The sequence below is a fragment of the Arthrobacter sp. T572 genome (assembly GCF_056780115.1).
Genome location: NZ_JBRAZQ010000002.1, coordinates 3,881,716 through 3,901,842 on the forward strand (window position 1 = coordinate 3,881,716; position 20,127 = coordinate 3,901,842).

Below are 20,127 nucleotides of genomic sequence, written 5' to 3' on the forward strand. Positions count from 1 at the left end.
TGTATTGTGGAGGAAAACAGCACACTAGAGCTCGGATGTTAGTCCCGAACGCACGGAGGAAGCCATGACCTTGAAATTCGCCAGGCTGGGTACGGCCGGAAACGAACAACCGGCCGTCATTTCCAAGGACGCCAGCGGCACCGAGAAGTACTACAGTCTCTCGTCTCTGACCAAAGACATCGACGGCGCCTTCCTTGCCGCGGACGGCATCGCCCGCACCCGCGAAGCACTGGAATCCGGCGAACTCAAGGAAATTCCCGTGGACGGCGTCCGCATCGGAGCACCCGTCGCGCGCCCCGGCAACGTCATTGCGGTCGGGCTCAATTACACAGCCCACGCTGCCGAGTCCGGTGCCACGCCGCCCGAGGTTCCCGTGGTGTTCCTCAAGCCGGGCAACACCATCAGTGGCCCGTTCGACGCCGCGCCCATCCCGCCGTCGTCGGAGAAGTACGACTGGGAAGTGGAACTTGCCATTGTGATCGGCAAGGAAGCGTCATACCTTTCCTCTGTCCCTGAAGCGGAAGCGTGCATCGCCGGCTACGCCGTGGCCAACGACCTCTCCGAGCGCGATTACCAGATTCCGGGCGCGGCCGGACAGTGGACCAAGGGCAAATCCCTGCCTGGTTCCACTCCCCTGGGTCCGTGGCTGGTTCCGGCGAGCGACATCGACGCCGGAAATCTGCGCCTGCGCACCACCGTCAACGGTGAATCCCGCCAGGACTCCAGCACGTCGGACATGATCTTCGATCCGGCCACGATCGTGCACCACCTCAGCCAATACATGGTCCTTGAACCGGGAGACGTGATCATCACGGGCACTCCGGAAGGCGTCGCACTGTCCGGACGCTTCCCGTTCATCCAACCCGGCGACGTAGTGGAGCTGGAGATCGAGGGACTCGGACGCCAACGCCAGGAGTACTACCGCGCGGCGGCCGGATCGGCCCGCCCGGCTACGTACGCCAGCACCCACGCCTGAGACATGGGGACCACGGTGGGCAACGACTTCGAAGGCCTTGCAGCACTCGTCACCGGGGGTGCCTCCGGGATCGGGGCGGCCATTGCGGACCGCCTCGCCGCCGGAGGAGCCCAAGTGGCCGTCCTGGACCTCTCCCCGGCAGGCAGTCCCCACTACGGCGTTGAATGCAACGTGGCCGATGACGCCTCGGTGCGCGCCGCCGTCGAACGCGTGGCGCAACAGTTCGGTCGCCTGGACGTCGTGGTCAACAACGCCGGGATCGGCGCCCAAGGCGACATCGCCGCAAACGACGACGACGAGTGGCTGCGCGTCCTCAACGTCAATGTGGTGGGCATCGCGCGCGTCAGCCGCGCGGCCCTGCCCTACCTCCGTGAGTCACCCGCCGCAGCGATCGTCAACACCTGCTCAATCGCTGCGACTGCGGGGCTGCCGCAGCGTGCGCTGTATTCGGCATCGAAGGGCGCTGTCCTGTCGCTGACGCTCGCCATGGCGGCGGACCATGTCCGCGAGGGCATCCGCGTCAATTGCGTGAACCCCGGAACCGTGGACACGCCTTGGGTCGGCCGGCTGCTGGACGCCGCCGTCGATCCGGCTGCCGAGCGCGCAGCCCTCAACGCGCGCCAGCCGCATGGTCGCCTGGTGGGTCCCGCAGAGGTGGCCGGCGCCGTGGCCTACCTCGCGAGCCCGCTGTCAGGCTCGACGTCGGGAACCTCGCTGGCGGTCGACGGCGGCATGCAGGGTCTGCGGCTGCGTCCGGTTCAATAGGGACCCACGTAACGCAACGGTCCCGCAACCTCCTGTTCGCCGGGGTTCGCCTATGCTCAACTCCAAGGCATCAACGGCGATTCACCTAGCAGACCCAGGAGACACAGCCATGACGAATTGGCGTATCAGGGACTTCCACTCGTCCGATCTGGACGGCATCCTGCACCTGTGGGAGTCGCTCAAGGCCGATGGCGTGGAGCCGGTGTACGCCCTGTCCGAGGTGTTGGCTTCCTGCGAGAAGGACCACGCCGTGGTGGCGGTCCAGGGCGACCAGGTGGTCGGAGCCGCCGTCGGACGCGCCGCGCACGATCAGGGCTGGGTAGTCTTCCTTGCCACGCTGACCGAGTTCCGTGGGCGAGGGATCGGCACCTCGCTGCTGTCCGCCGTCGAAAACCGCATGGCCCCGCACGGCCTGAACAAACTCTCCGCGCTCATGCCGGAAACCGAAACCCGGGTGGAAGCCTTCCTGGGGCGCGGGTTCGTGGTCAAGAAGAACCTGCGCTATTTTGAACGGACCATCCCCGTCCAACGCCAGGAACTCGAACCGCTCAGCCTGCTCGGCGGACGCATCCTGGCCCGGGACCTGTGGGAAAACGTCGCCGGCATGAAGCGCGAGAAGGAACTCCTGGAACGGCGCCTCGTGCTGCCCCTGGCTGAAGCCGACCTCGCCGACGAATATGGTGTAGTCCCGCCGCGTGCTGTGGTGCTGTTCGGCCCTCCCGGCACGGGCAAGACCACGTTCGCCAAAGCCATTGCGTCCCGGCTGGAATGGCCGTTCGTGGAAGTCTTCCCCTCCCGTCTGGCCTCCGATCCCAAGGGCCTCGCGGGTGCCTTGCGGGAAACGTTCCTGGAAATCGCCGAACTGGAACACGCAGTGGTCTTCATCGACGAGGTAGAGGAAATTGCCTCCCAACGCGCCGGCGACCCGCCTTCACCCTTGCAGGGTGTCACGAACGAACTCCTCAAGATCATCCCGGCCTTCCGCGAACAGCCCGGGCGTCTGCTCGTGTGCGCCACCAACTTCATCCGCGCCCTGGACACTGCGTTCCTGCGCCACGGCCGATTCGACTACGTCATCCCCATCGGGTTGCCGGACGTCCACGCACGCGAAGCGATGTGGCAGCGCTTCATCCCGGCAACCGTGGTAGACACTGTGGACGTGTCCCTGCTGGTCTCCCGCACCGAAGGCTTCTCGCCGGCAGACATCGAGTTCGCCGCGCGCAGCGCCTCACAGCGTGCCCTGGAAAAGGCCGTGTACGACGACGGTGCTGCCGCCGGCTCCGCACCGAACGGCGCCAACGGCTCCAACGGCTCCAACGGGCGGAAGGGACCGGTCACGCAGGACTACCTGGATGCGATCTCAGAAACCCGCACCACCGTCAGCGACGAGGTGTACCAGGAATTCCTCGAAGACATCGACGTCTTGGGGCGGGTGTAGGGCTCGTCCATGCGGGGCTCCGCGCCGACTTCGTGGGAAACCTGCGATTTCGTGCGCTAAAGCACGTCTACTTCGCAGCATTCCCGCGATCTCGGCGGAGCTGCGCGGCAGTGGGTAATCTGTGAGCTATGTCCACGAACCCCCTTCGTCATGCCTTGGCACGGATGGGCGGTCGCGATCCACATGAGAAGCATCGCACCGCCACGCCCCTTGAACTGTTCTTCGACCTGACTTTTGTCATTGCCTTCAGTGTGGCCGCCAACCAATTGGCCCACAATGTTGCCGAAGCGCACTTCGGGGCAGGTCTTCTTGGCTTCTGTTACGCCATGTTCGCCGTCATCTGGGCGTGGGTGAACTTCACGTGGTTTGCCAGCGCATACGACACCGACGACTGGGTGTTCAGAGTAGTCACCATGATCCAGATGCTGGGTGTGCTCATCCTCGCGATGGGCATCGAGCCAATGTTCCATTCGATCCTTGAGGGCGACCATGTGAACAACGTGGCCATCCTCATCGGGTACATCGTGATGCGCCTCGCCTTGGTGTTCCAGTGGCTCCGGGCCGCCAAACAGGATCCCGCACGGCGCGAGACCTGCTTGAGGTACGCCAAATATCTTGCTCTGGTGCAGCTGGGCTGGGTGGCTGCTTTGGTGATCGAGACCGACGTCCTCACCACCTTCCTCCTGGCGGCACCCCTGTTTGTCCTGGAAATGTCTGTGCCGAGCCTCGCGGAACGGAAAATGCGTACGCCATGGCACGCGCACCACATTGCGGAGCGCTATGGACTGCTGGCCATCATCGCTCTCGGCGAATGCCTTATCGGGGCCATCGAAACCCTCCGTGCAATTGTTGCCCTGCACGGCTGGTCCCTCGAGGCGGCCGTGGTGGGAATCGGCGGTACAGGCCTGGCTTTCGGTATGTGGTGGATATATTTCATCCTTCCCTCGGGCAAGTCCCTGCATCTCCAGCGGCACCGCTCGTTCCTCTTTGGTTACGGCCACATGATGGTCTTCGCCGCGATCGCCGCCACGGGTGCAGGGCTCCACGTGGCGGCCTACTTCATCGACCACGAAGCACACATCAGCGCGGCCACGGCCATCGCCTGGATTGCGGCCCCCATAGCAATCTTCAAGATCTCACTGACCTTGATCTACACGGCCATGCTCGGCGCGGACAAGCACGTGCTCTGGAGCTCCGTCATGGTGGTGGCGGTACTCGCGGGAAGCGTTGGCTTGGCTGCCTCGGGAGCCTCGGTTCCGGTGTGCATGCTGGTCATGGTCGCCGCCTTGGGTGTCTCCATTGCCCTGGACGAACGGTCGGGCCACAAAGGCCGAGCGGCAGCACTCCGGCGGCTGGAGGCCGCGGCGGGCTAAACCACCACCCTCAGAAGGACAGTGTCCGCGCCGGGGTGGTGCCGTCGTCGTAGGTCACCGGATCGGTCACACGCCACTGGCTTCTTGGCTGGCAGCTACGCCCCCAACAACGATGACACCACGATGGGTGGGGCGAGCCCCAGAACTTTGATCCGAAGTTGGAAGCCCATAGATTGCTGCGATGGTCATAACCGCCGCGGCCGCTGACATCCTCGTAGACGAAGGTGCCGGTAGTGATCTGGCTGCCGCTCCCAGCGTGGCCTACTTCGGCGCGAACTGACCTCAGGGCTTCTCTGCACACGAACGCCGCGCGACTCGGCGCAGGCGTCAGTAGAGACAATGGCTGCTATGAACGTTGAAAAGCTAGCCGTTACAAAGACGTCCCGCTGATCCTTGGTCTTCTCCCCCTTGTCAAAGGACCAATGTCAATGATTCTGAGAATCAGTCGTTGTTGCTCTTTGGATGGCGCGGTAGACCGTAGAGCGAGCGACGCCGAATAATTCGGCAATCTCGGTGGTGGTGTGCTCACCGCCTTGGTGCAGACTGACTAGGTGCGCCTCTTGGGCTTTGGATAGCTTCGGTTGCTTCCCTCTGAGCCGGCCTTTCGACCTGGCTACTGCCATTCCTTCCCGGGTTCTGGCACGGATGAGGTCGGCTTCGAATTCGGCCACCATACCCAAGACGTTGAAGAGCAGCTTGCCCACTGGATCGTGCGGGTCGTATACGCTGCCACCAAGATTGAGGACAACTCCTTTGCGCGTGAGCTCGTCCGCGATGTCCCTGGCGTCGGGCAATGACCGGGCGAGGCGATCGAGCTTGGTTACCACGAGAGTGTCTCCGTTGCGGCATGCGGCCAGGGCTTTGCCAAGGCCGGGCCGTTCGCGCTGGGTTCCAGTGAATCCTTGATCGACGTAGATCGCCTCGGGCTCCACCCCAGCGGCCGTGAGAGCATCGCGCTGGGCGGTCAGATCTTGGGTGTTGGTGGAGACGCGGGCGTAGCCAATAAGCATGACGCTGAGTGTAGCGTTTAGTGCACTCTTATCGGGCAGTTCTGCGGGCGGGTCTTACGGCAATCCTCGTTCTGGGGAATGCCGCGAAATTGGTGGGCGCTGTTCGGGACGGACTGGCGGCCGGTGGGGGACCGGCTTACGGGCGCCGCTGTTCTGCGCGCAAATGACCCATCTGAGTGCGTTCCGGGACGGGTCAGTCGACGGCGCTCCGTTCCCTTACCCATGAGGGCTTGCTTCCAACCTTTGGGTGGCGGCCAGGGCACCGCCAACTGCGCCCTGGCTGTAGTCTCTTTGGGGTGCAGGATGTATGGGACTACTTCGTTTCAGGGACGAAAGCGGTGGCCCAACTGGTGAGTGGTGATTCGTTCATCTTGAACGACGTCGCGGCCCCATGTCAGGTAGCAATAATGATCCATCTCAAGGGCCACTCAAGTGATCAACGAACAGCACCGCTAGGTTCGCTTGCTATCGGCTCGTTGTCGCCTTCTGTGAAGCCAAAGATTGCGGGCCACTTCGACGAGAACGAAGACCGCAACGATCGTTCCAACCATCGGAGCAAAGTTTGGGTGGCTGGGCGGGAACGTAAAGGACATCACGAAAACTGTGACTCCGATGGTAATAGTCAGGCCCAGGGCCGACCCGATGATCTCACGCTTTGTCATCTAACCCTCCGAACTCGGACATGCAACGGTTAAGCCAAAGTAGGCACCTGATACTAGCCCGCCGGCTCCCCCCAGAGCCACGGATCCAACAAACGCAGCTTGGCCCAGAATGGGGATAAATTTGGCCAGTCCAACTTTTGCAGCTCCTCCAAGAGCCCCTCCGACCGCTGCCTGCCCCATGACGCCATATACACACCTCAAACGAGGGTTATCACCTGTTGATTGCCCACAATTATTGAATGAAAAGCAGTTGTAAAGGGGTGCTGGGTCACAACCCGACCCATAGCGGCTGCACATGTAGTCTGACGTTCCCGCTGTCTTTGATAAATCAACTGTTTGGCTCGGAACGCAGTCGGCAGCGCCTGCACTACTTTTGCCCAAGATTTCCAAGGGACGAGCGAACAGACCTAAGGGGTCGGACAAGTTCAGTGGGTTGTTCTTCGCATACGAGTAGATGTCGCGCGTGGCTACAGCCAATGGATCGATGCCGAGGAATTGTGCTGTGGTCAGATCGTAGTACCGGGCTCTGAGGTAGTACAGGCCAGTGTCGTTGTCCTGTGCTTGTCCATTCCAACGCAGCACACTGTCTCCTGCTCCCGTCTTCGCCACAAGCTTCCCATACGCATCAAAAATGAACGTCGCGGTGACACTGCCAGCGGTGTCCGTCAGCAGTCTCGTGGAACCGTACTGGTCGTGCTGGTAGTAAGTGACCGCTCCTGAAGTGTCGATGTGCTCGACGGGATTACCGGCGGCGTCATAGATGTAGCTCAGGGCACCGTCGCTGAGCATCAGCGGCACAGCGCGGGTCGTGTCCCAGGTGTAGGCCTGCGCCGGTCCGCTGGCGGGTGTGCGGGACGCCCGCAGGCCGGATGAGTCATAGGTATACGACGTGCCGTTGGCAGCCGTGAGCCGGTTGGCCTGGTTCCACGAATAGGTGGATGTCCCCAGTGTTGGTGCCGGGCCCGTGAGCCGGTTCCCTTGGTTGTCGTAGGTGATCGCCGTCGTCGTCCCGTCCAGCGTGAACTGCGTGGCTTGGTTGGCGGCGTCGTAGGTCAGTGTCGCTCCGTTGGCCAGGCTCGTGGGGTTCCCTGCCGAGTCGTAGCCGTAGGTGGATGTGTTGACGCTGGCGAGCTCGTCGCGGGTTGTGTAGCCATACGTCTCAGCTGGTTGGGTTATGCCGGTGGTGTTGGCCGTGGCCAGGTTGCCGTTGTCGTTGCGGGTGTAACCGAAGCTCGCGATACTGCCCGAAGCATTGGTCACATCGATGCCGGTGACCAGGCCATTGTCGTTATACGCCAACGTTGATGTGATGCCGTTGGCGTAGCTTGTCGTGGCTGATTGGCTGTCGAGGTTAGTGGTGAAGGTTGTGGTGTTGTTCAGCCAGTCCGTCAGCGACGTCAGGTTGCCTCCGGCATCGTAGTCTCTGCTTACACTCTGGCCGTTCGGGTACGTCTGGGAGGTGACGTTGCCTGCCAGGTCGTAGCCGTAGGAGATGTTCTTCCCGGCCCCGTTGGTCCTGGAAGTCAGCCTGCCCAGGGAATCGTAAACATTGGTACTCGTCCCGGTGGCGTCCGTGGTGGTGGCGACCTGGTGCAGCGCGGTGTACGTGAACGTCTCGTTCGGGTGTGATGCCGTCGGAGTAGCTGGTGCCGGTCTTGTCCCCCGCGGTGTTGTAGGTGAAGGTCGTCGTGCGGTTGGACGGATCTGTTTTGCCGGTCAGCTGTCCTGCGGCGTCGTAGGCGTAGCTCGTGGTTCTGTTCAGCCCGTCTGTTGAGGACGTCAGGCGGTTCAATGAATCGTAGGTGTAGTTGGTGACGTGGGACGCCTGATCTGTTTGGGAGGTCATGTTTCCGTCAGCGTCGTACCCGGTCGCTGTGACAGTGTTGTCGGGTGCCGTTGTTGCCGTGTGGCGGTCCAGCGCGTCAAAAGTGTACGTCGTGGTGCGGCCCATCGGATCAGTCACAGAGGTCTTGTTGCCGCTGGCGTCATATGTCGAGGTGGTGGTCTTGCCGAGCGGGTCGGTGATGGTGGCGGGGAAGCCAGCGGTGTTGTAGGTCACGGTGGTGGTCTTGCCGCTTGGCGTGGTCAGGGAGGTTGCCCTGCCCAGGATGTCGTAGGCCGTGGACGTTGTCCTGCCGAGGGCGTCCGCCACACTGGTGCGGTTGCCGTGGCTGTCGTAGGTGAACGTCGTGGTGTGCCCGTTCGGGTTTGTGACACTGGTGAGGTCACCCGGATGGTTCGTGTCCGCATAACCGTAGGTGATTGCCGCTGTCTGGCTCGTTCCAGTGAGCGGCGTCGAGGCAGTGAGCCGGTTGCCGGCAGTGTCATAGGTGAACGTCGTAGTAGTGCCCGCAGCGTTGGTGCTGGTCAGCGCATTATCGAGACTGTCATACGTGGCACTGGTCGTCCCTCCCCCGCTCTCCGTAGCTGTGAGCTTGTTGCCACGGGCGTCATAGGTAGCTGAGCTGGTCCTGTTCAGCGGATCCTTCACCGACGTCTTGGCAAAAGTGGCCGGATCATAGGTGTACGTCCATGTGGCCTGCTGCGGCGTCCCGGCGCCAACGACCCGTTTGATCATCTGGCCACCACGGTAGGTTTCCTTCGTGACCCGGCCCCCGGGGGACGTAATCGTCGTCAGGGCGTCGCTGCCGTCTGCACTGTAGGCAAGCATGAGGTCACCGGCGGCTGTGGTTTGCTTGGTGACCCTGCGGGCAGCGTCATACGTATTGACCGTGACGGATCCCCGCGGGTCTGTCATGGAGGTGACGAGGTTCGAGACGTCATAGGTGTAGCTGGTCGTTCTGTTGCCCGGAAGCGTCACGGTCTCGAGCCGGCCTGCCGCGTCATATCCGTACGTGACTACCCGTCCGGCCGGATCAGTGGCCGTGGACACTTTCCCGTTGCTGCCGTAAGTGAAGCTGATGGTCCTGCCGCTGCCGTCTGTGACGGTGGTGAGCTTAAGGTTCGAGTCCCACGACAGTGCTACAGCGTTGCCGTTCAGGTCAGCGACGCTGGTGAGCTTTCCCGAGGTACCGAAGACAAAGATTTCCTTGCTGCGGCGTGTATACGTCCAAGTGCCGTCGGTGTTTTTCACCAGCTTCGCCAGCACGTGCGATGGTGCCGTGTAAGTGCCTGCTCCGGCAGCCGTGAACACAACCCGGGAGCCGTTCTCCTGGTGGATCTGCACAGTGCCGTCAGCGAGCTCCGCCGCAGCCATGGAGTAGCCATCAGCCCAGCCGAAACCGAACCGCCCATCAATCCCAGCCCGTTGGGAAGAATAAGTCCTGGACAGCGTAAGCCCGCCACCCCTACCAGGGACTGCGATGTCGCTGTCAGTCTCGAAGAATTCGCCGTTGGAGGTGTTGATGGGATCGCCGACGCAGGAATAGCAGTCATTCAGTTGGGCAGGGTTCGAGCCGCCTGCTGTCTCATACGGAGAAGTGGGCCCCTGCAGCCCGATCTGGTTTGAAACAGCAAGCATCGGGTTAGGCGGGAAGAGGTTGTTTAGGTTGCCGGCAGTCGCTATGAACTGGTGACCCACACGCGTACTTGACACAGTAGTGGAACAAACCGTCCCACTATTGCAGAAGGCGACGTAGTTATACGGTGCTGTGCTGCTACTTGATAGGTCGAAGAACGTCATCCACTGGGCGCCAGTAGCAGAGGTGTCGTAGTTTGTGCGTGCCGTGAGAGTACTTCCACTGCGTTCGAGCGTGATGGTCCACGGGGGCGGCGTGATTACGTTGGAGGAAGCCAGAAATCCGGTGCTCGGCGGAGACGCGGAGTTATCCGTCGTCACATAAGCCCTGTATCGGCTATCAAGCCTGGTCGGAACGAAGCCGGCCTGCACACAGACCGCACCAGAACTGCACCAACTCATTGAATGCTGAACAGCTTTTCCGGTGGCTAGATCGTAAACGCGTAGGAACCTGGTGTTCTGGCTATCCATCCTGTAATTGCTCGTGGCCGTAAGCGTAACCACGGTCGTGATCTCGGTAGCAAGACTAAGCGTCCATGCCGGAGGGGTTACTGTCTCTGAGGCCGCCATGATGGTTGTTGGCATCAGCTTGCCGCTGGTGGGCGGTGAAACTACAGCCACGTAGGTGGTCTGCACTTCAGAGGGCGTGGTCGACTTTGAGCAGACAGTTCCTGTGTAGCACCAAACCACTTCTGAATTGCCGGAAGCGGTCAGCGAATGGATCTCGACAGTCATTCCAGAACTGGACAATGTCTTGTTGACCGTCGCCGAGAGGTGCACTTCCGTGTCGACAGTCATCGACAAGCTGACGGTCCAGTCGCTCGGATCAGTGACCACAACATCGGAGGCCACCCTGCCACCTCCAAACAGAAGGGGCTTGGTCAGACGACTCCGCATTGGTCGCAGGCAACACCGACTGGGGTGCCGTCACTTTGGGTAAAGTCTTTGGCGTACCCCCTCGTAGAACAGCTGCCGACGCGTCGGCAACCGCTGGAGCGGGTCCTGCTGCCAGAGATGCCGGAACCAGTCCCAGGATCGCCAAGGCAAAGCTAACAAGACAGCAAAGAACCTACCGAACAGCACGCATGCCGCCCCCCAATTTTCGGTGCCCCCACTAATGGCACATTTGCCGCTCAACTCCGAGCTAAGGCAGATCGTCAATGATCATTCGACTGAAATCAAGAGGCCGTCAGCAGGGCTGCGGCAGCGGCTTCACGGTCGATCGGCGTTGTGACCTTGCGAGTGCTGGTACTTTGACCGAACCTGACAATCTCAGAAACTTGTTGACTGTGGCCGTTAACTACCTCTCCCGCACCTTCCTCAGCTACCACTGCGCGAAAGCAGAAGCGTCGTAGATGGAGGTGTTCATGGTGCCGGGTTAGTCACGGCCTGTGCACATGTATGACTCTGCCCTCTATGAGGAACCCAAATGGAGTGTCCGGTAAAGGGTCCCCCACCGGCCGTATCTGACGTGCAATCGACGACCCCGCCGTTCCAGTGTTACGGCATTCCCGTAAGACCCGCCCCCAAAAATGCCCGGTGAAGGTTCCCTAAACGCTACACGGTTAACCAGTCCACTTCCTTGAAACTGGAACACCCCGCCGCCACAGTTCCCGGTCAACGTGCTCACCATTTGGCGTCAGGGAAGTTCCCTGGGTGATCTCTAGCCCGGGTTCCTTATGTTTCGTGAAGTAGCGCCTGGCTGCTTCGTCGTCCACGGATGTCTGAGGTTTCGGAAGACCGTTTAGCTTGCGCGCCTTCCGAGCTTCCCGCCCATCCCTGGCTGCTTCGAAGCCTAAAGATGGAGCGGCAGCGAATAGCGGGGTCCAGACCAAGCCGGAGATCAGCACGATCCAGTTCAGACTGACGATGGCCGCGCTAAGCATGATGAAGCTGCCGATCGCGGCCGGAATCATGATGATTGCAAGGATGAACCGCACCACCCATGAACGTACCGTGTAGTTGCCGGCGTTAGGGACCTCCCGTGGCCCTATGCAAATGTGTGCTTCACATCCTGACATGTCCCCCACGTCCTCTAATGTGCCGCAACGAAAACCTCCGGTACGAACGTGCCGAAAATGGCGCATACGCCCCTTGAAGCGACGCACAAAAGCGTCCAGAATGTTGAGACCGGCACGTTCGTGCCGCTCCAACCGATTCAGGAGGCCAGGGTGACAGGCAGCAGTTTCAGCTCAACCCTCGGCGCGGAAGTGCGCGCCCGCCGCACGTCCCTCAGCCTCAGCCAGCAGGACGTGGCCGACCTCGCAGGAGTCTCCGAACGCTTCGTGCGCTTCGTGGAAAACGGCAAGCCCACCATTCAACTTGAGCCACTTATGGCCGTCCTGTCCACACTCGGGTTGGAACTTTCGGTCGTCCACGCCGCCAGTCCAGCCAGCACGGCAACCCCATGACGTACCACCGCATCGCAGACGTCTACAAGCAAGGCATCCACGCAGCCCGTCTTGAGCGCCATCAAGGGGGCACCAAGTTCAGCTACCTGCCTGGCTATCTGAACAAGGACCTCCCAGCGGTAGCAACCACCCTGCCCGTCAGCAATGAACCGGTAGTCACGCCAAGCGGCGCTGTTCCTCCCTACTTCACAGGGCTGCTGCCCGAGGGTCGACGCCTCAACGCACTTCGCCGCCATGTCAAGGCCAGCGCCGACGACGAACTCGCGCTCCTCATGGCAGCCGGCGGAGACGCGGTCGGCGATGTCCAAACGGTCCCCCACGGCGAGCCGCCGGCAGAAGGGGGCTCCGCCGTCGTGCTTGATCCCAAACTGCCGCTTGACTTCGACGCCCTGCTGGGCGACTCCGGATTGATCGACCCCGTGGCTCTGGCGGGTGTGCAGGACAAGTTGTCGGCGGGGATGATCTCCCTGCCCGTGGCACAGGCCGGGAAGCGCTACATTCTGAAGCTCAACGCGCCGGAGTTTCCGTTCGTCGTGGAAAACGAGTTTCTTATGTTCCGTTACGCGCGTCGGCTGCGGATTCCGGTAAGCCATGTCCAATTGGTGCACGACGTCGGCGGGCGGGCAGGGCTTTTGGTGGAGCGTTTCGATCGCATCACCGCAGCCGACGGCTCACCGCAGCGGTTAGCGGTGGAGGACGGAGCACAAATCCTGGGCCTCTATCCGGCCGACAAGTACAGCATTCCCTTCAGCGACGTGTGCATGGCGCTGGCCGCACACTGCCCTGCACCACTGCCTGCCCTCAGGAGCCTGGTGATCCAGATGGCCTTCGCCTGGCTGACCGGCAACGGCGATCTCCACGCCAAGAACGTTTCGGTGGTCGAAACACCCGGCGTGCAGGGTCGGCGCGAGTTCACCATCGCTCCGGTCTACGACATCCCCTCCACAGTGATTTACGGCGACAAGACGCTGGCCCTGGCCATCGGAGGCAAGAAGACCGGAATCAGCCGGAAGCACTTCCTGGGTTGGGCAGTGAAGCTCGGGCTCACGGACCGGGCCGCGCAGCATTCCCTGGAGGCTGCACTCAAAGCCAGCGGCCCCTTGATCGGCGACCTCGACGGCGGCGCCTCACCCTTTGGCGCCATGCAAACGAGAGATTGGATCAAGGAACTCAAACATCGGCGCCGCCTCGTTGAGGGGTGAGGACAGCTGGTCCCGCTGCGACGGGCGGCCGAGGCCAACAGCTAAGCGCCGCGGGGAACGCTCCACACCCACGGTTCCCGTGGAAGCTCCTCCGGACGGAACCGTGACACAGAAGATTCCAAAGATCCGGGTGGCAGCCCGAGCGACCCCAGGAGCAGATCTCGCACCTGGTCAGCCGGGATTCCGACGGCGGCGAGGTCGCCCAGCGTCACGGCACCGTCGCGCTTTGCCAGCCGCACGCCGTCGTGGTTCACCACCAACGGAACGTGGGCGTATTCGGGGACCGGCAGCCCCAGCAGCGAGGCGAGGTATGCCTGCCGCGGTGTGGACGGGAGCAGGTCATCGCCTCGCACCACCTGGTCAATTCCCTGGGCGGCGTCGTCCACCACCACCGCCAGGTTGTAGGCGGTCACACCGTCGTTCCGGCGGAGCACCAAATCATCCACCACGCCCACATAGCGGCCGCGCAACTGGTCCTCAACAGCCCACTCCGTGACGTCGGATCTCAAGCGGATCGAGGCGGGGCGGGAAGCGCGCCGGATCTCCCGTTCAGCGTGCGACAGCTTCCGGCACGTCCCCGGATAGGCACCCTGCGGTGCGTGCGGAGCTGACGGGGCCTCCTGGATCTCCTTGCGGGTGCAAAAGCATTCGTAAGTAAGGCCTTGCCCGGCCAGGCGGTCAATCGCCTCTGCATACAACGCACCGCGCTCCGTCTGACGTACGACGGCGGCATCCCACCCGACGCCGACGGCCTCCAGGTCGCGGAGCTGCCGGGCTTCGGCGCCGGACCGTGCGCGGTCAAGGTCTTCGACGCGCAGCAGGAAGTTTCTCCCCGTGGAGCGCGCAAAAAGCCAGGCGAGAATGGCAGTGCGCAGGTTGCCCACGTGGAGTTCGCCGGAGGGACTGGGGGCAAAACGGCCTGCGGAAGTCATGGTCCCAGCCTATGTGCCGGGCGGCAGCACAAGAGCCCCTCAGCTACCGCAACGGTTCGGTGGCTCAGGGGCTCTTACTGTGCTGCCCGTTTCCGGGCGAGTGCAGAATGACAATGCGTGAACAAGAGTCAATCAGCGGCGGTTTCCTTGCGGGAAACGTCGCAGGACGCCGGGTGGTGTTCCAGCTGCCTGGTGCCGGCAGGATTCCAGCGGTAGCTTCACCCTGCCTCGTTGCCACTATTTCAGCAGGGGGCATACAGTAGGTGCAACAGGAGCGTGCTTGAGTAGTCAATCTGACCAGTCCCGGCACGGTTCATCGACAGGAAGTGGTCACTTTGCAGGAACTCGACGCCACAGACCGCCGCATCATGGCTGCACTGGACGAGGATCCACGTGTCCCCATCATGGTGCTGGCGCAGAAACTCAAGCTGGCCCGCGGGACCGTCCAGTCACGGTTGGAGCGTATGACCGCCTCGGGGGCATTGCGCGCCAACAGCAGCCGGGTCCTTCCTTCCGCGCTTGGCCGGGGCGTGGCCGCTGCGGTCAGCGCCGAACTGGACCAAAGCCACCTCAATGAAGCCATCGCCGCACTGCGCGAGATACCCGAAGTACTGGAGTGCCACGCCCCCGCCGGCGATACCGACCTCATCATCCGGGTAGTGGCCAGGAGCCCCGACGACCTCTACCGGGTGTCCGAGGAGATCCGGCTGTGCCCAGGCATTGTCCGCACGTCCACCAGCATGTTCCTCCGCGAAGTCATCCCGTACCGGACCACCGGACTCCTGCAGGAAAAGGGTTAGACCGGCGGGCCGGTGTTGGTCTTCAGGTTTTTCATCACCAGCGTTGAATTCAACCGCTCAACTGCGGGCAACGCCGCCAACTCGTCGTCGTAAAAGCGCTGGTATGCGGGCAAATCGGCCGCGATGACCTTCAGGAGGTAATCCGGCGAACCGAAGAGCCGCTGGGCCTCCACAATGTTGGTGCTTGCGGCGACTTTCTCTTCGAAGGCGGCCATGGTGGCCTTGTCCGCCTGGCGCAGCGTGACGAAGACAATCGCCTCAAATCCAAGCCCGACGGCGGCCGGGTCAATGTCCGCACGATACCCACGGATAACGCCGGACTGCTCAAGATCGCGGAGACGTCGATGGCAGGGCGCCACCGTCAGACCCACCTTCGACGCGAGGGCGGTAGCAGTAATCCGCCCGTCTTCTTGAAGGTGACGCAAAATACTTCTGTCGATTCCATCAATCACGCAAGAATACTACTGCAATCCGCAGTCTGGGCAGTAAAAAATGAGAGCACTTTTCGCCCCGTTTTCCCTAGAGTTTTCCTACCAACAAACCCTGGAGAGAACCGTGGACCCGCAGCTGTTTCTGGCCTTCCTCGTCGTGTCAGCCACCCTGGCCTGCACGCCCGGCGTCGACTGGGCCTACTCCATCTCCGCCGGTCTACGCCACACCAGCTTCGTGCCTGCCGTGGCCGGGCTTTGCAGCGGGTACGTGCTCCACACCGCGCTCATGGTGCTTGGCCTGGCGGCTCTCCTGGCAGGAGTTCCGGGCCTGCTGGGTTGGCTGACTGTCGCGGGCGCTGCCTACCTGCTGTGGCTCGGCGTCGTCACCCTCCGCTCGTGGCGCGGGGCGAGCTTCAGCGCGGAAGCCGCCGTCGTACCTTCCGGCAGCCGCCTCCGCACCTATCTGCAGGGCGTTGGCACCAGCGGCATCAACCCCAAAGGCCTGCTGTTCTTCGTGGCGCTGGTTCCGCAATTCGTAAGCTCCGACGCCACCCTTCCCGTGCCCGTCCAGTCAGGGCTGCTGGGCTTGACGTTCGTGGCCCTGGCCGGGCTTGTCTACACGGGCGTCGCCTTGGCGTCGCGGAAACTGCTGGCTTCACGACCAGGTGCGGCACGTGCGGTGACGCTGGCGAGCGGGATCATCATGGTGGGGCTGGGTGCGGTGCTGCTGGCCGAGCAACTCCTGCCGGTTTTTGCCTAGGCCTACTCTCCCCCGAGGTTCTTGAAGTCGTTTTCCCAGAGCCTGCGCATTTCCTCGTCTTTGCGGATGAACTCCACGGGTTCCAGATCCGCCGCCGGGGAGGGCCTCATGGAGCGGGGCGTGAGGGAACGGCGACCCAGGTCCAGGGCAAGCAGGGCACGGTCGGTCAGTGCGTCATTTTTCAGCGCCAGGTTGGTCTTCCGCCGTCGGAGGACCTCCCGCAACGCTTGCTGCGCTGAGTCATAGTCACCCCGCGCCCGCTGGGACCTGGCGCGAACGAGCAACAGCGCGGCAGACAGGTCATCGGTGTTGAGGAGCCCCTCAGTCCAGGCCACTACTTCGCGGTGGCGTCCCAGCGCATGCGCTGCCGAACAGCGCGCCAAAGCAGAAGGCAACGACGGCGGCAGCCCCACCACGGCCTGCAGCGCCGAGTCGGTCAGGCCCATCTCGCGAAGGCAATGGGCCAAGGCAAGGAACACGGATTCCTCACTGAACAGGACCGGAACCTCGATGCGCTCCGCAACCTCAACCCGGGTGACCACACGCCCCAGGTACATTGCCGAGAACTGGCTGGCGTCGTCGTCGATCCTGGTGGACAAGCCGCGCCGCAACAGCTCCGACGCCCTGAGATAGCTTCCATGCTTGTACGCCAGAAGTCCGGCCATGACGTGGCAAAGGCCCGCCCATCCCGGGTAGGCGCGGGCCAGGGCAAGCAACGATTCCGGCTCCGTGGAGGTGAAAATGGCGTCGTGCATGGCCTTGGCCGGCTTGCCGGAGAGCATCTTCAGCCGCGGTACCGGACCCGCGACTGACAGCTTGGCGGAATTGCGACCGTTCAGGACGCCGGAAAATGCGTCACCCAAACCGTCAGTCAGGCCGCGGACGGGAGTGCGGACGTACCCTTCCAGGAACGGCGTGAGGTCACGGGTGTCGTAAAAGAACGACCTGAATTCCCCATCTGAACCATGGCTCATGAACCCATGCTATCCGGCTGTTTCCCCTGCTATCTGCGGCATTTCAGGAGTATTATGGCGGCGTCGGCAAGGTTTTCCGACACCCTTGCCGCAGGCCGGCTCTCCACGAGAAGAGCCGGAAACCAGCGTGAAAGGGAGGACTTATGACCACCGCTTCGCACCCCGCCCATCACCACGCGATGGGCTTAACGCTCCACAACACCGCCATGGGCGTTGGCATTGTATTTCTGCTGGTAGGCATCTTGGGATTCATCCCCGGAATCACCACCAATTACGGCGCCATGACCTTCGCGGGACATGAATCCGGCGCCATGCTGCTTGGAGTTTTCCAAGTGTCGATACTCCATAACATTGTCCACCTTCTGTTCGGCGTAGCAGGTTTGGCCATGGCGAGGAACGCTCGCATGGCACGCCTGTTCCTCCTGGGTGGCGGCGCCGTTTACGTAGTTCTTTGGATCTACGGCTTGGTCATCAACCAGGAAACCGGCGCCAACTTTGTTCCGTTCAACACCGCTGATAACTGGCTGCACTTGATCTTGGGCGTGGCCATGATCGGCCTGGGTGCGTGGCTCGGCAGGGATGCCATGGACGAGACAACAACGGCAAGAAGGGCCAGGTAGCCTTTCCCTCGTTGATAACAACGACGGCGGCCGTCCACTTTCGCGGGACGGCCGCCGTTCTGTTGTCTCACCCGCCGAGGTGGCAGTTAATGGCAGTGTTTGCGCGTCGGATTGTCATTAACTGCCATCTCGGGGTTACTGCGGCGCCGGGCTTACCTCCGTGAAGGTGTTCCCGGTGGAGTACTCGTCCAAGCGCCAGGGATTGGCGTTGTTCCGGACGCTCTCGAAGGTCACGCCGTCGAAAGTGGAGTCCGTGAGCCCCTTGATGTTGGTGGGATTCACATTTCGGAACACCACATCCTGGAACGTGAAGGCGCCCAGGGTGGCCGTCCCTTCGCCCAGGGATGGGCCCGCTTGGATGTCGATCACCGGCTTGCTGTCAGAGACAGCCATGCCGCATGTGGGCGAGTTGTTGCCATCCACAGAAACATTCCTGACCGCGACGTTCTTGAAGGTCGCGGAGTCCGCGGCAACATACCCCGACGGCGACTGGTTGTAGCTGAGCGTCATGATGAACGCGCTGCTGCCCATGCAGGCCATGGCGGTATCACGGAACAGGAAATCCCGTCCGCCACCTGCCATGTCGGAGGTGCTCTTCATCCGGAGTCCGCCGGTTTCGACCTTGTACATCACGTTGTCCTCGGCAAGGACGCGCTGGACCCACGCCGCCGTATTGGAACCTACAGCAACTCCGCCGTGGCCCATACGCATGTAGTTGTTGAAGATCCATACATCCTCGCTCGGCCGTCCTTGTGCCCCGTACTTGCCCTGTCCGGCAGCGAAATTGACTTGGTCATCCCCGGTGTCGAAGAAGTTGTTGAGCACCATGCCATTGCTGGTGCCCCCGAATTCCAAGCCGTCGCCGTTGTTGGTGTTGTATGTCGTGTGGCGCATGCCGTTCACGGTGGTGTTTTCACTGTCCAGGATCATGACGCCGTGGAAGGCAGGATTGTCGGCTGTGATTCCCTCCAGGTACAGGTTTTCCACACCCACGAAGGTCATCAGGCTGGAGCGATACTGGCCGTACAGCACGGAATCCTCCAGCGTTTCCGGCTTATTGACCACTCCCGTCAGGAACTCCGGGTGTTCCTTCGCGTTGCGGAATTGAGCCGCGGCAAGGAGGCCGTCATCCAGCACCTTGCCGGCCGAGCTGGCGACGTACTGCGGAAGCACATTTCCGGCTTCGTCCGTGATGGAACCTTCTGCGGTCCGCTTCCAGCCGTTACCGTCCACCACACCCTTACCGGTGATGCGGACGTTCTTCGCGACGGCTCCCGGCTCGCGGCTTTCGGCCGATCGCCCGTTGTCTGCCGGCAGGATGTTAATCAACGACGGCGGCCTCCGGAAGTTCCGGTACTCCGTTTCGGTGGGCAGGGGGTCCGGGACGGGATAGAGGTAGTAGCCCTTCTCCAGCGGATAGTCCTCAGGCCGATCCGATCCGAGGAGCCGGGCGCCTTCTTCCAGATGCAGCGTCATGTCCGAATGAAGGAACAGAGCCCCGGTTGTGAAGGTGCCCGCAGGAACCACCACGGTGCAGCCCGGCGTGCGGCAGGTATCGATCGCTTTCTGAATTGCCGCGGTGTTGAGGGTTTGCCCGTCGCCAACGGCTTTATAGGCCGGATCTGTGATGCTGACTTTAAGTGCTCTCGGGGTTGTGGTCACAGTGATGGGGCCACTCACCGTCGATTCCGTTCCATCTTCCCTCATCGCCGAGACGCTGAATTGGTAGGCAGTTGTGGGGGCCAACCCGGTCACGGTGAAGTTGTGCGCCACGGTCCTCACGTGGAAACCGTCCCGGTCAGCGGCCCTGAACGCATCTATGTACTCCTGGGCCGGCGAATGGATTTTGGCATTTTCCTCAGCTGTTCCCAGCGGCCGCCCATTCATATAGACGCGGTAGTCCACCACATCGGCGTAGTCCGCCGGCTTATTCCACACCAAGAGCGTGCTGCTGTGGTCCGTGGCTTGGGCAGGAACGCAGAGGTTCTGCGGTGCGTTGCCAGTGCCTGCGGTCAGCATGACGCTGCTGCTGGAGCATACGGGGCTGTCCGTCCCGCCGGGCTTTTTGGCCGGTGCCGCGGCAGCCGGCGTTCCAAAAGCCGTGAGCGACGCAAGGCCTACTGCCAAAACGGCCGTTCCAAAGCGCGCGCGTTTCGTACGGGCTGTTCGCATGGATGATTCCTTCCCGGGCACAACGATGTGACCCAGTCCTGGAGCGCACACGGCACTCCGGCATGGACAATCAAGGGTAAGAAAACGTTTTCTCAGAATACCCTAGGAAGGAAGGAGAGTCAG

The 20,127-nt window shown here is 62.1% G+C and carries 17 protein-coding genes; 9 read left to right on the top strand and 8 right to left on the bottom strand.

Translation table 11 applies throughout. From position 1 onward, the window contains the following. Positions 1-64: 64 nt before the first annotated feature. From ACUYMZ_RS19160 to ACUYMZ_RS19175, 4 genes are all read left to right on the top strand, one after another. Positions 65-976, top strand: coding sequence for a fumarylacetoacetate hydrolase family protein (locus tag ACUYMZ_RS19160; RefSeq protein WP_481605314.1), 912 nt, complete (start codon positions 65-67; stop codon positions 974-976). 3 nt (positions 977-979) lie between these two features. Beyond that, positions 980-1,741, top strand: coding sequence for an SDR family NAD(P)-dependent oxidoreductase (locus ACUYMZ_RS19165; RefSeq protein ID WP_481605316.1), 762 nt, complete (start codon positions 980-982; stop codon positions 1,739-1,741). A 109-nt stretch (positions 1,742-1,850) separates the two neighbouring features. After that, positions 1,851-3,179, top strand: coding sequence for an ATP-binding protein (locus tag ACUYMZ_RS19170; protein ID WP_481605318.1), 1,329 nt, complete (start codon positions 1,851-1,853; stop codon positions 3,177-3,179). A gap of 128 nt (positions 3,180-3,307) precedes the next feature. Continuing rightward, positions 3,308-4,552, top strand: coding sequence for a low temperature requirement protein A (locus tag ACUYMZ_RS19175; protein WP_426004545.1), 1,245 nt, complete (start codon positions 3,308-3,310; stop codon positions 4,550-4,552). Between the two features lie 425 nt (positions 4,553-4,977). Here the strand turns inward: ACUYMZ_RS19175 and ACUYMZ_RS19180 are convergent, their stop codons facing one another. From ACUYMZ_RS19180 to ACUYMZ_RS19195, 4 genes are all read right to left on the bottom strand, one after another. Continuing rightward, positions 4,978-5,562: a recombinase family protein gene (locus ACUYMZ_RS19180; RefSeq protein ID WP_481605320.1), complete on the bottom strand. Its 585-nt coding sequence runs from the start codon at positions 5,560-5,562 to the stop codon at positions 4,978-4,980. Positions 5,563-6,224: 662 nt separating this feature from the next. Continuing rightward, positions 6,225-7,625 (bottom strand): RHS repeat-associated core domain-containing protein, encoded by a 1,401-nt coding sequence (locus tag ACUYMZ_RS19185; RefSeq protein WP_481605932.1) that lies wholly within the window; start codon positions 7,623-7,625, stop codon positions 6,225-6,227. Beyond that, entirely contained in the window at positions 7,576-9,705 is a 2,130-nt protein-coding gene (locus ACUYMZ_RS19190) for a DUF6531 domain-containing protein (RefSeq protein WP_481605322.1), read from the bottom strand. The genes ACUYMZ_RS19185 and ACUYMZ_RS19190 overlap by 50 nt, the downstream gene beginning before the upstream one ends. 1,562 nt (positions 9,706-11,267) lie before the next feature. Continuing rightward, positions 11,268-11,645 (bottom strand): hypothetical protein, encoded by a 378-nt coding sequence (locus ACUYMZ_RS19195; RefSeq protein ID WP_481605324.1) that lies wholly within the window; start codon positions 11,643-11,645, stop codon positions 11,268-11,270. Between the two features lie 228 nt (positions 11,646-11,873). Between ACUYMZ_RS19195 and ACUYMZ_RS19200 the strand changes: the two genes are divergently transcribed. Together ACUYMZ_RS19200 and ACUYMZ_RS19205 are read left to right on the top strand one after the other, a co-directional pair. After that, positions 11,874-12,113: a helix-turn-helix transcriptional regulator gene (locus ACUYMZ_RS19200; protein WP_481605326.1), complete on the top strand. Its 240-nt coding sequence runs from the start codon at positions 11,874-11,876 to the stop codon at positions 12,111-12,113. Then, the gene (locus ACUYMZ_RS19205; RefSeq protein WP_481605328.1) at positions 12,110-13,315 is read left to right on the top strand and encodes a type II toxin-antitoxin system HipA family toxin; all 1,206 of its coding nucleotides are present in this window, start codon (positions 12,110-12,112) and stop codon (positions 13,313-13,315) included. Before ACUYMZ_RS19200 ends, ACUYMZ_RS19205 begins: the two co-directional genes overlap by 4 nt. A gap of 41 nt (positions 13,316-13,356) precedes the next feature. Here the strand turns inward: ACUYMZ_RS19205 and gluQRS are convergent, their stop codons facing one another. Continuing rightward, positions 13,357-14,247: a tRNA glutamyl-Q(34) synthetase GluQRS gene (gluQRS, locus tag ACUYMZ_RS19210; RefSeq protein WP_481605330.1), complete on the bottom strand. Its 891-nt coding sequence runs from the start codon at positions 14,245-14,247 to the stop codon at positions 13,357-13,359. Between the two features lie 335 nt (positions 14,248-14,582). Here gluQRS and ACUYMZ_RS19215 point away from each other — a divergent pair, with 335 nt between their 5' ends. Continuing rightward, positions 14,583-15,047: an Lrp/AsnC family transcriptional regulator gene (locus ACUYMZ_RS19215; RefSeq protein ID WP_426007614.1), complete on the top strand. Its 465-nt coding sequence runs from the start codon at positions 14,583-14,585 to the stop codon at positions 15,045-15,047. On the opposite strand, the gene ACUYMZ_RS19220 is transcribed toward ACUYMZ_RS19215, so the two are convergent. Then, on the bottom strand, positions 15,044-15,499 hold the full coding sequence (locus tag ACUYMZ_RS19220) for an Lrp/AsnC family transcriptional regulator (protein WP_426004565.1): 456 nt from the start codon (positions 15,497-15,499) through the stop codon (positions 15,044-15,046). The genes ACUYMZ_RS19215 and ACUYMZ_RS19220 overlap by 4 nt on opposite strands. Before the next feature lie 103 nt (positions 15,500-15,602). Between ACUYMZ_RS19220 and ACUYMZ_RS19225 the strand changes: the two genes are divergently transcribed. Beyond that, positions 15,603-16,238 carry a LysE family translocator gene (locus tag ACUYMZ_RS19225; RefSeq protein WP_481605332.1) on the top strand — a complete coding sequence of 212 codons (636 nt, stop codon included), beginning with the start codon at positions 15,603-15,605 and terminating at the stop codon, positions 16,236-16,238. Between the two features lie 2 nt (positions 16,239-16,240). Here ACUYMZ_RS19225 and ACUYMZ_RS19230 read toward each other — a convergent pair whose 3' ends face one another. After that, positions 16,241-17,212 (bottom strand): tetratricopeptide repeat protein, encoded by a 972-nt coding sequence (locus ACUYMZ_RS19230; RefSeq protein ID WP_481605334.1) that lies wholly within the window; start codon positions 17,210-17,212, stop codon positions 16,241-16,243. Positions 17,213-17,355: 143 nt separating this feature from the next. Between ACUYMZ_RS19230 and ACUYMZ_RS19235 the strand changes: the two genes are divergently transcribed. Next, complete coding sequence (locus tag ACUYMZ_RS19235; RefSeq protein ID WP_426004570.1) at positions 17,356-17,832, top strand: DUF4383 domain-containing protein; 477 nt, start codon at positions 17,356-17,358, stop codon at positions 17,830-17,832. A 135-nt stretch (positions 17,833-17,967) separates the two neighbouring features. Here the strand turns inward: ACUYMZ_RS19235 and ACUYMZ_RS19240 are convergent, their stop codons facing one another. Continuing rightward, entirely contained in the window at positions 17,968-20,004 is a 2,037-nt protein-coding gene (locus tag ACUYMZ_RS19240) for a glycoside hydrolase family 28 protein (protein ID WP_481605336.1), read from the bottom strand. Positions 20,005-20,127: the final 123 nt, after the last annotated feature.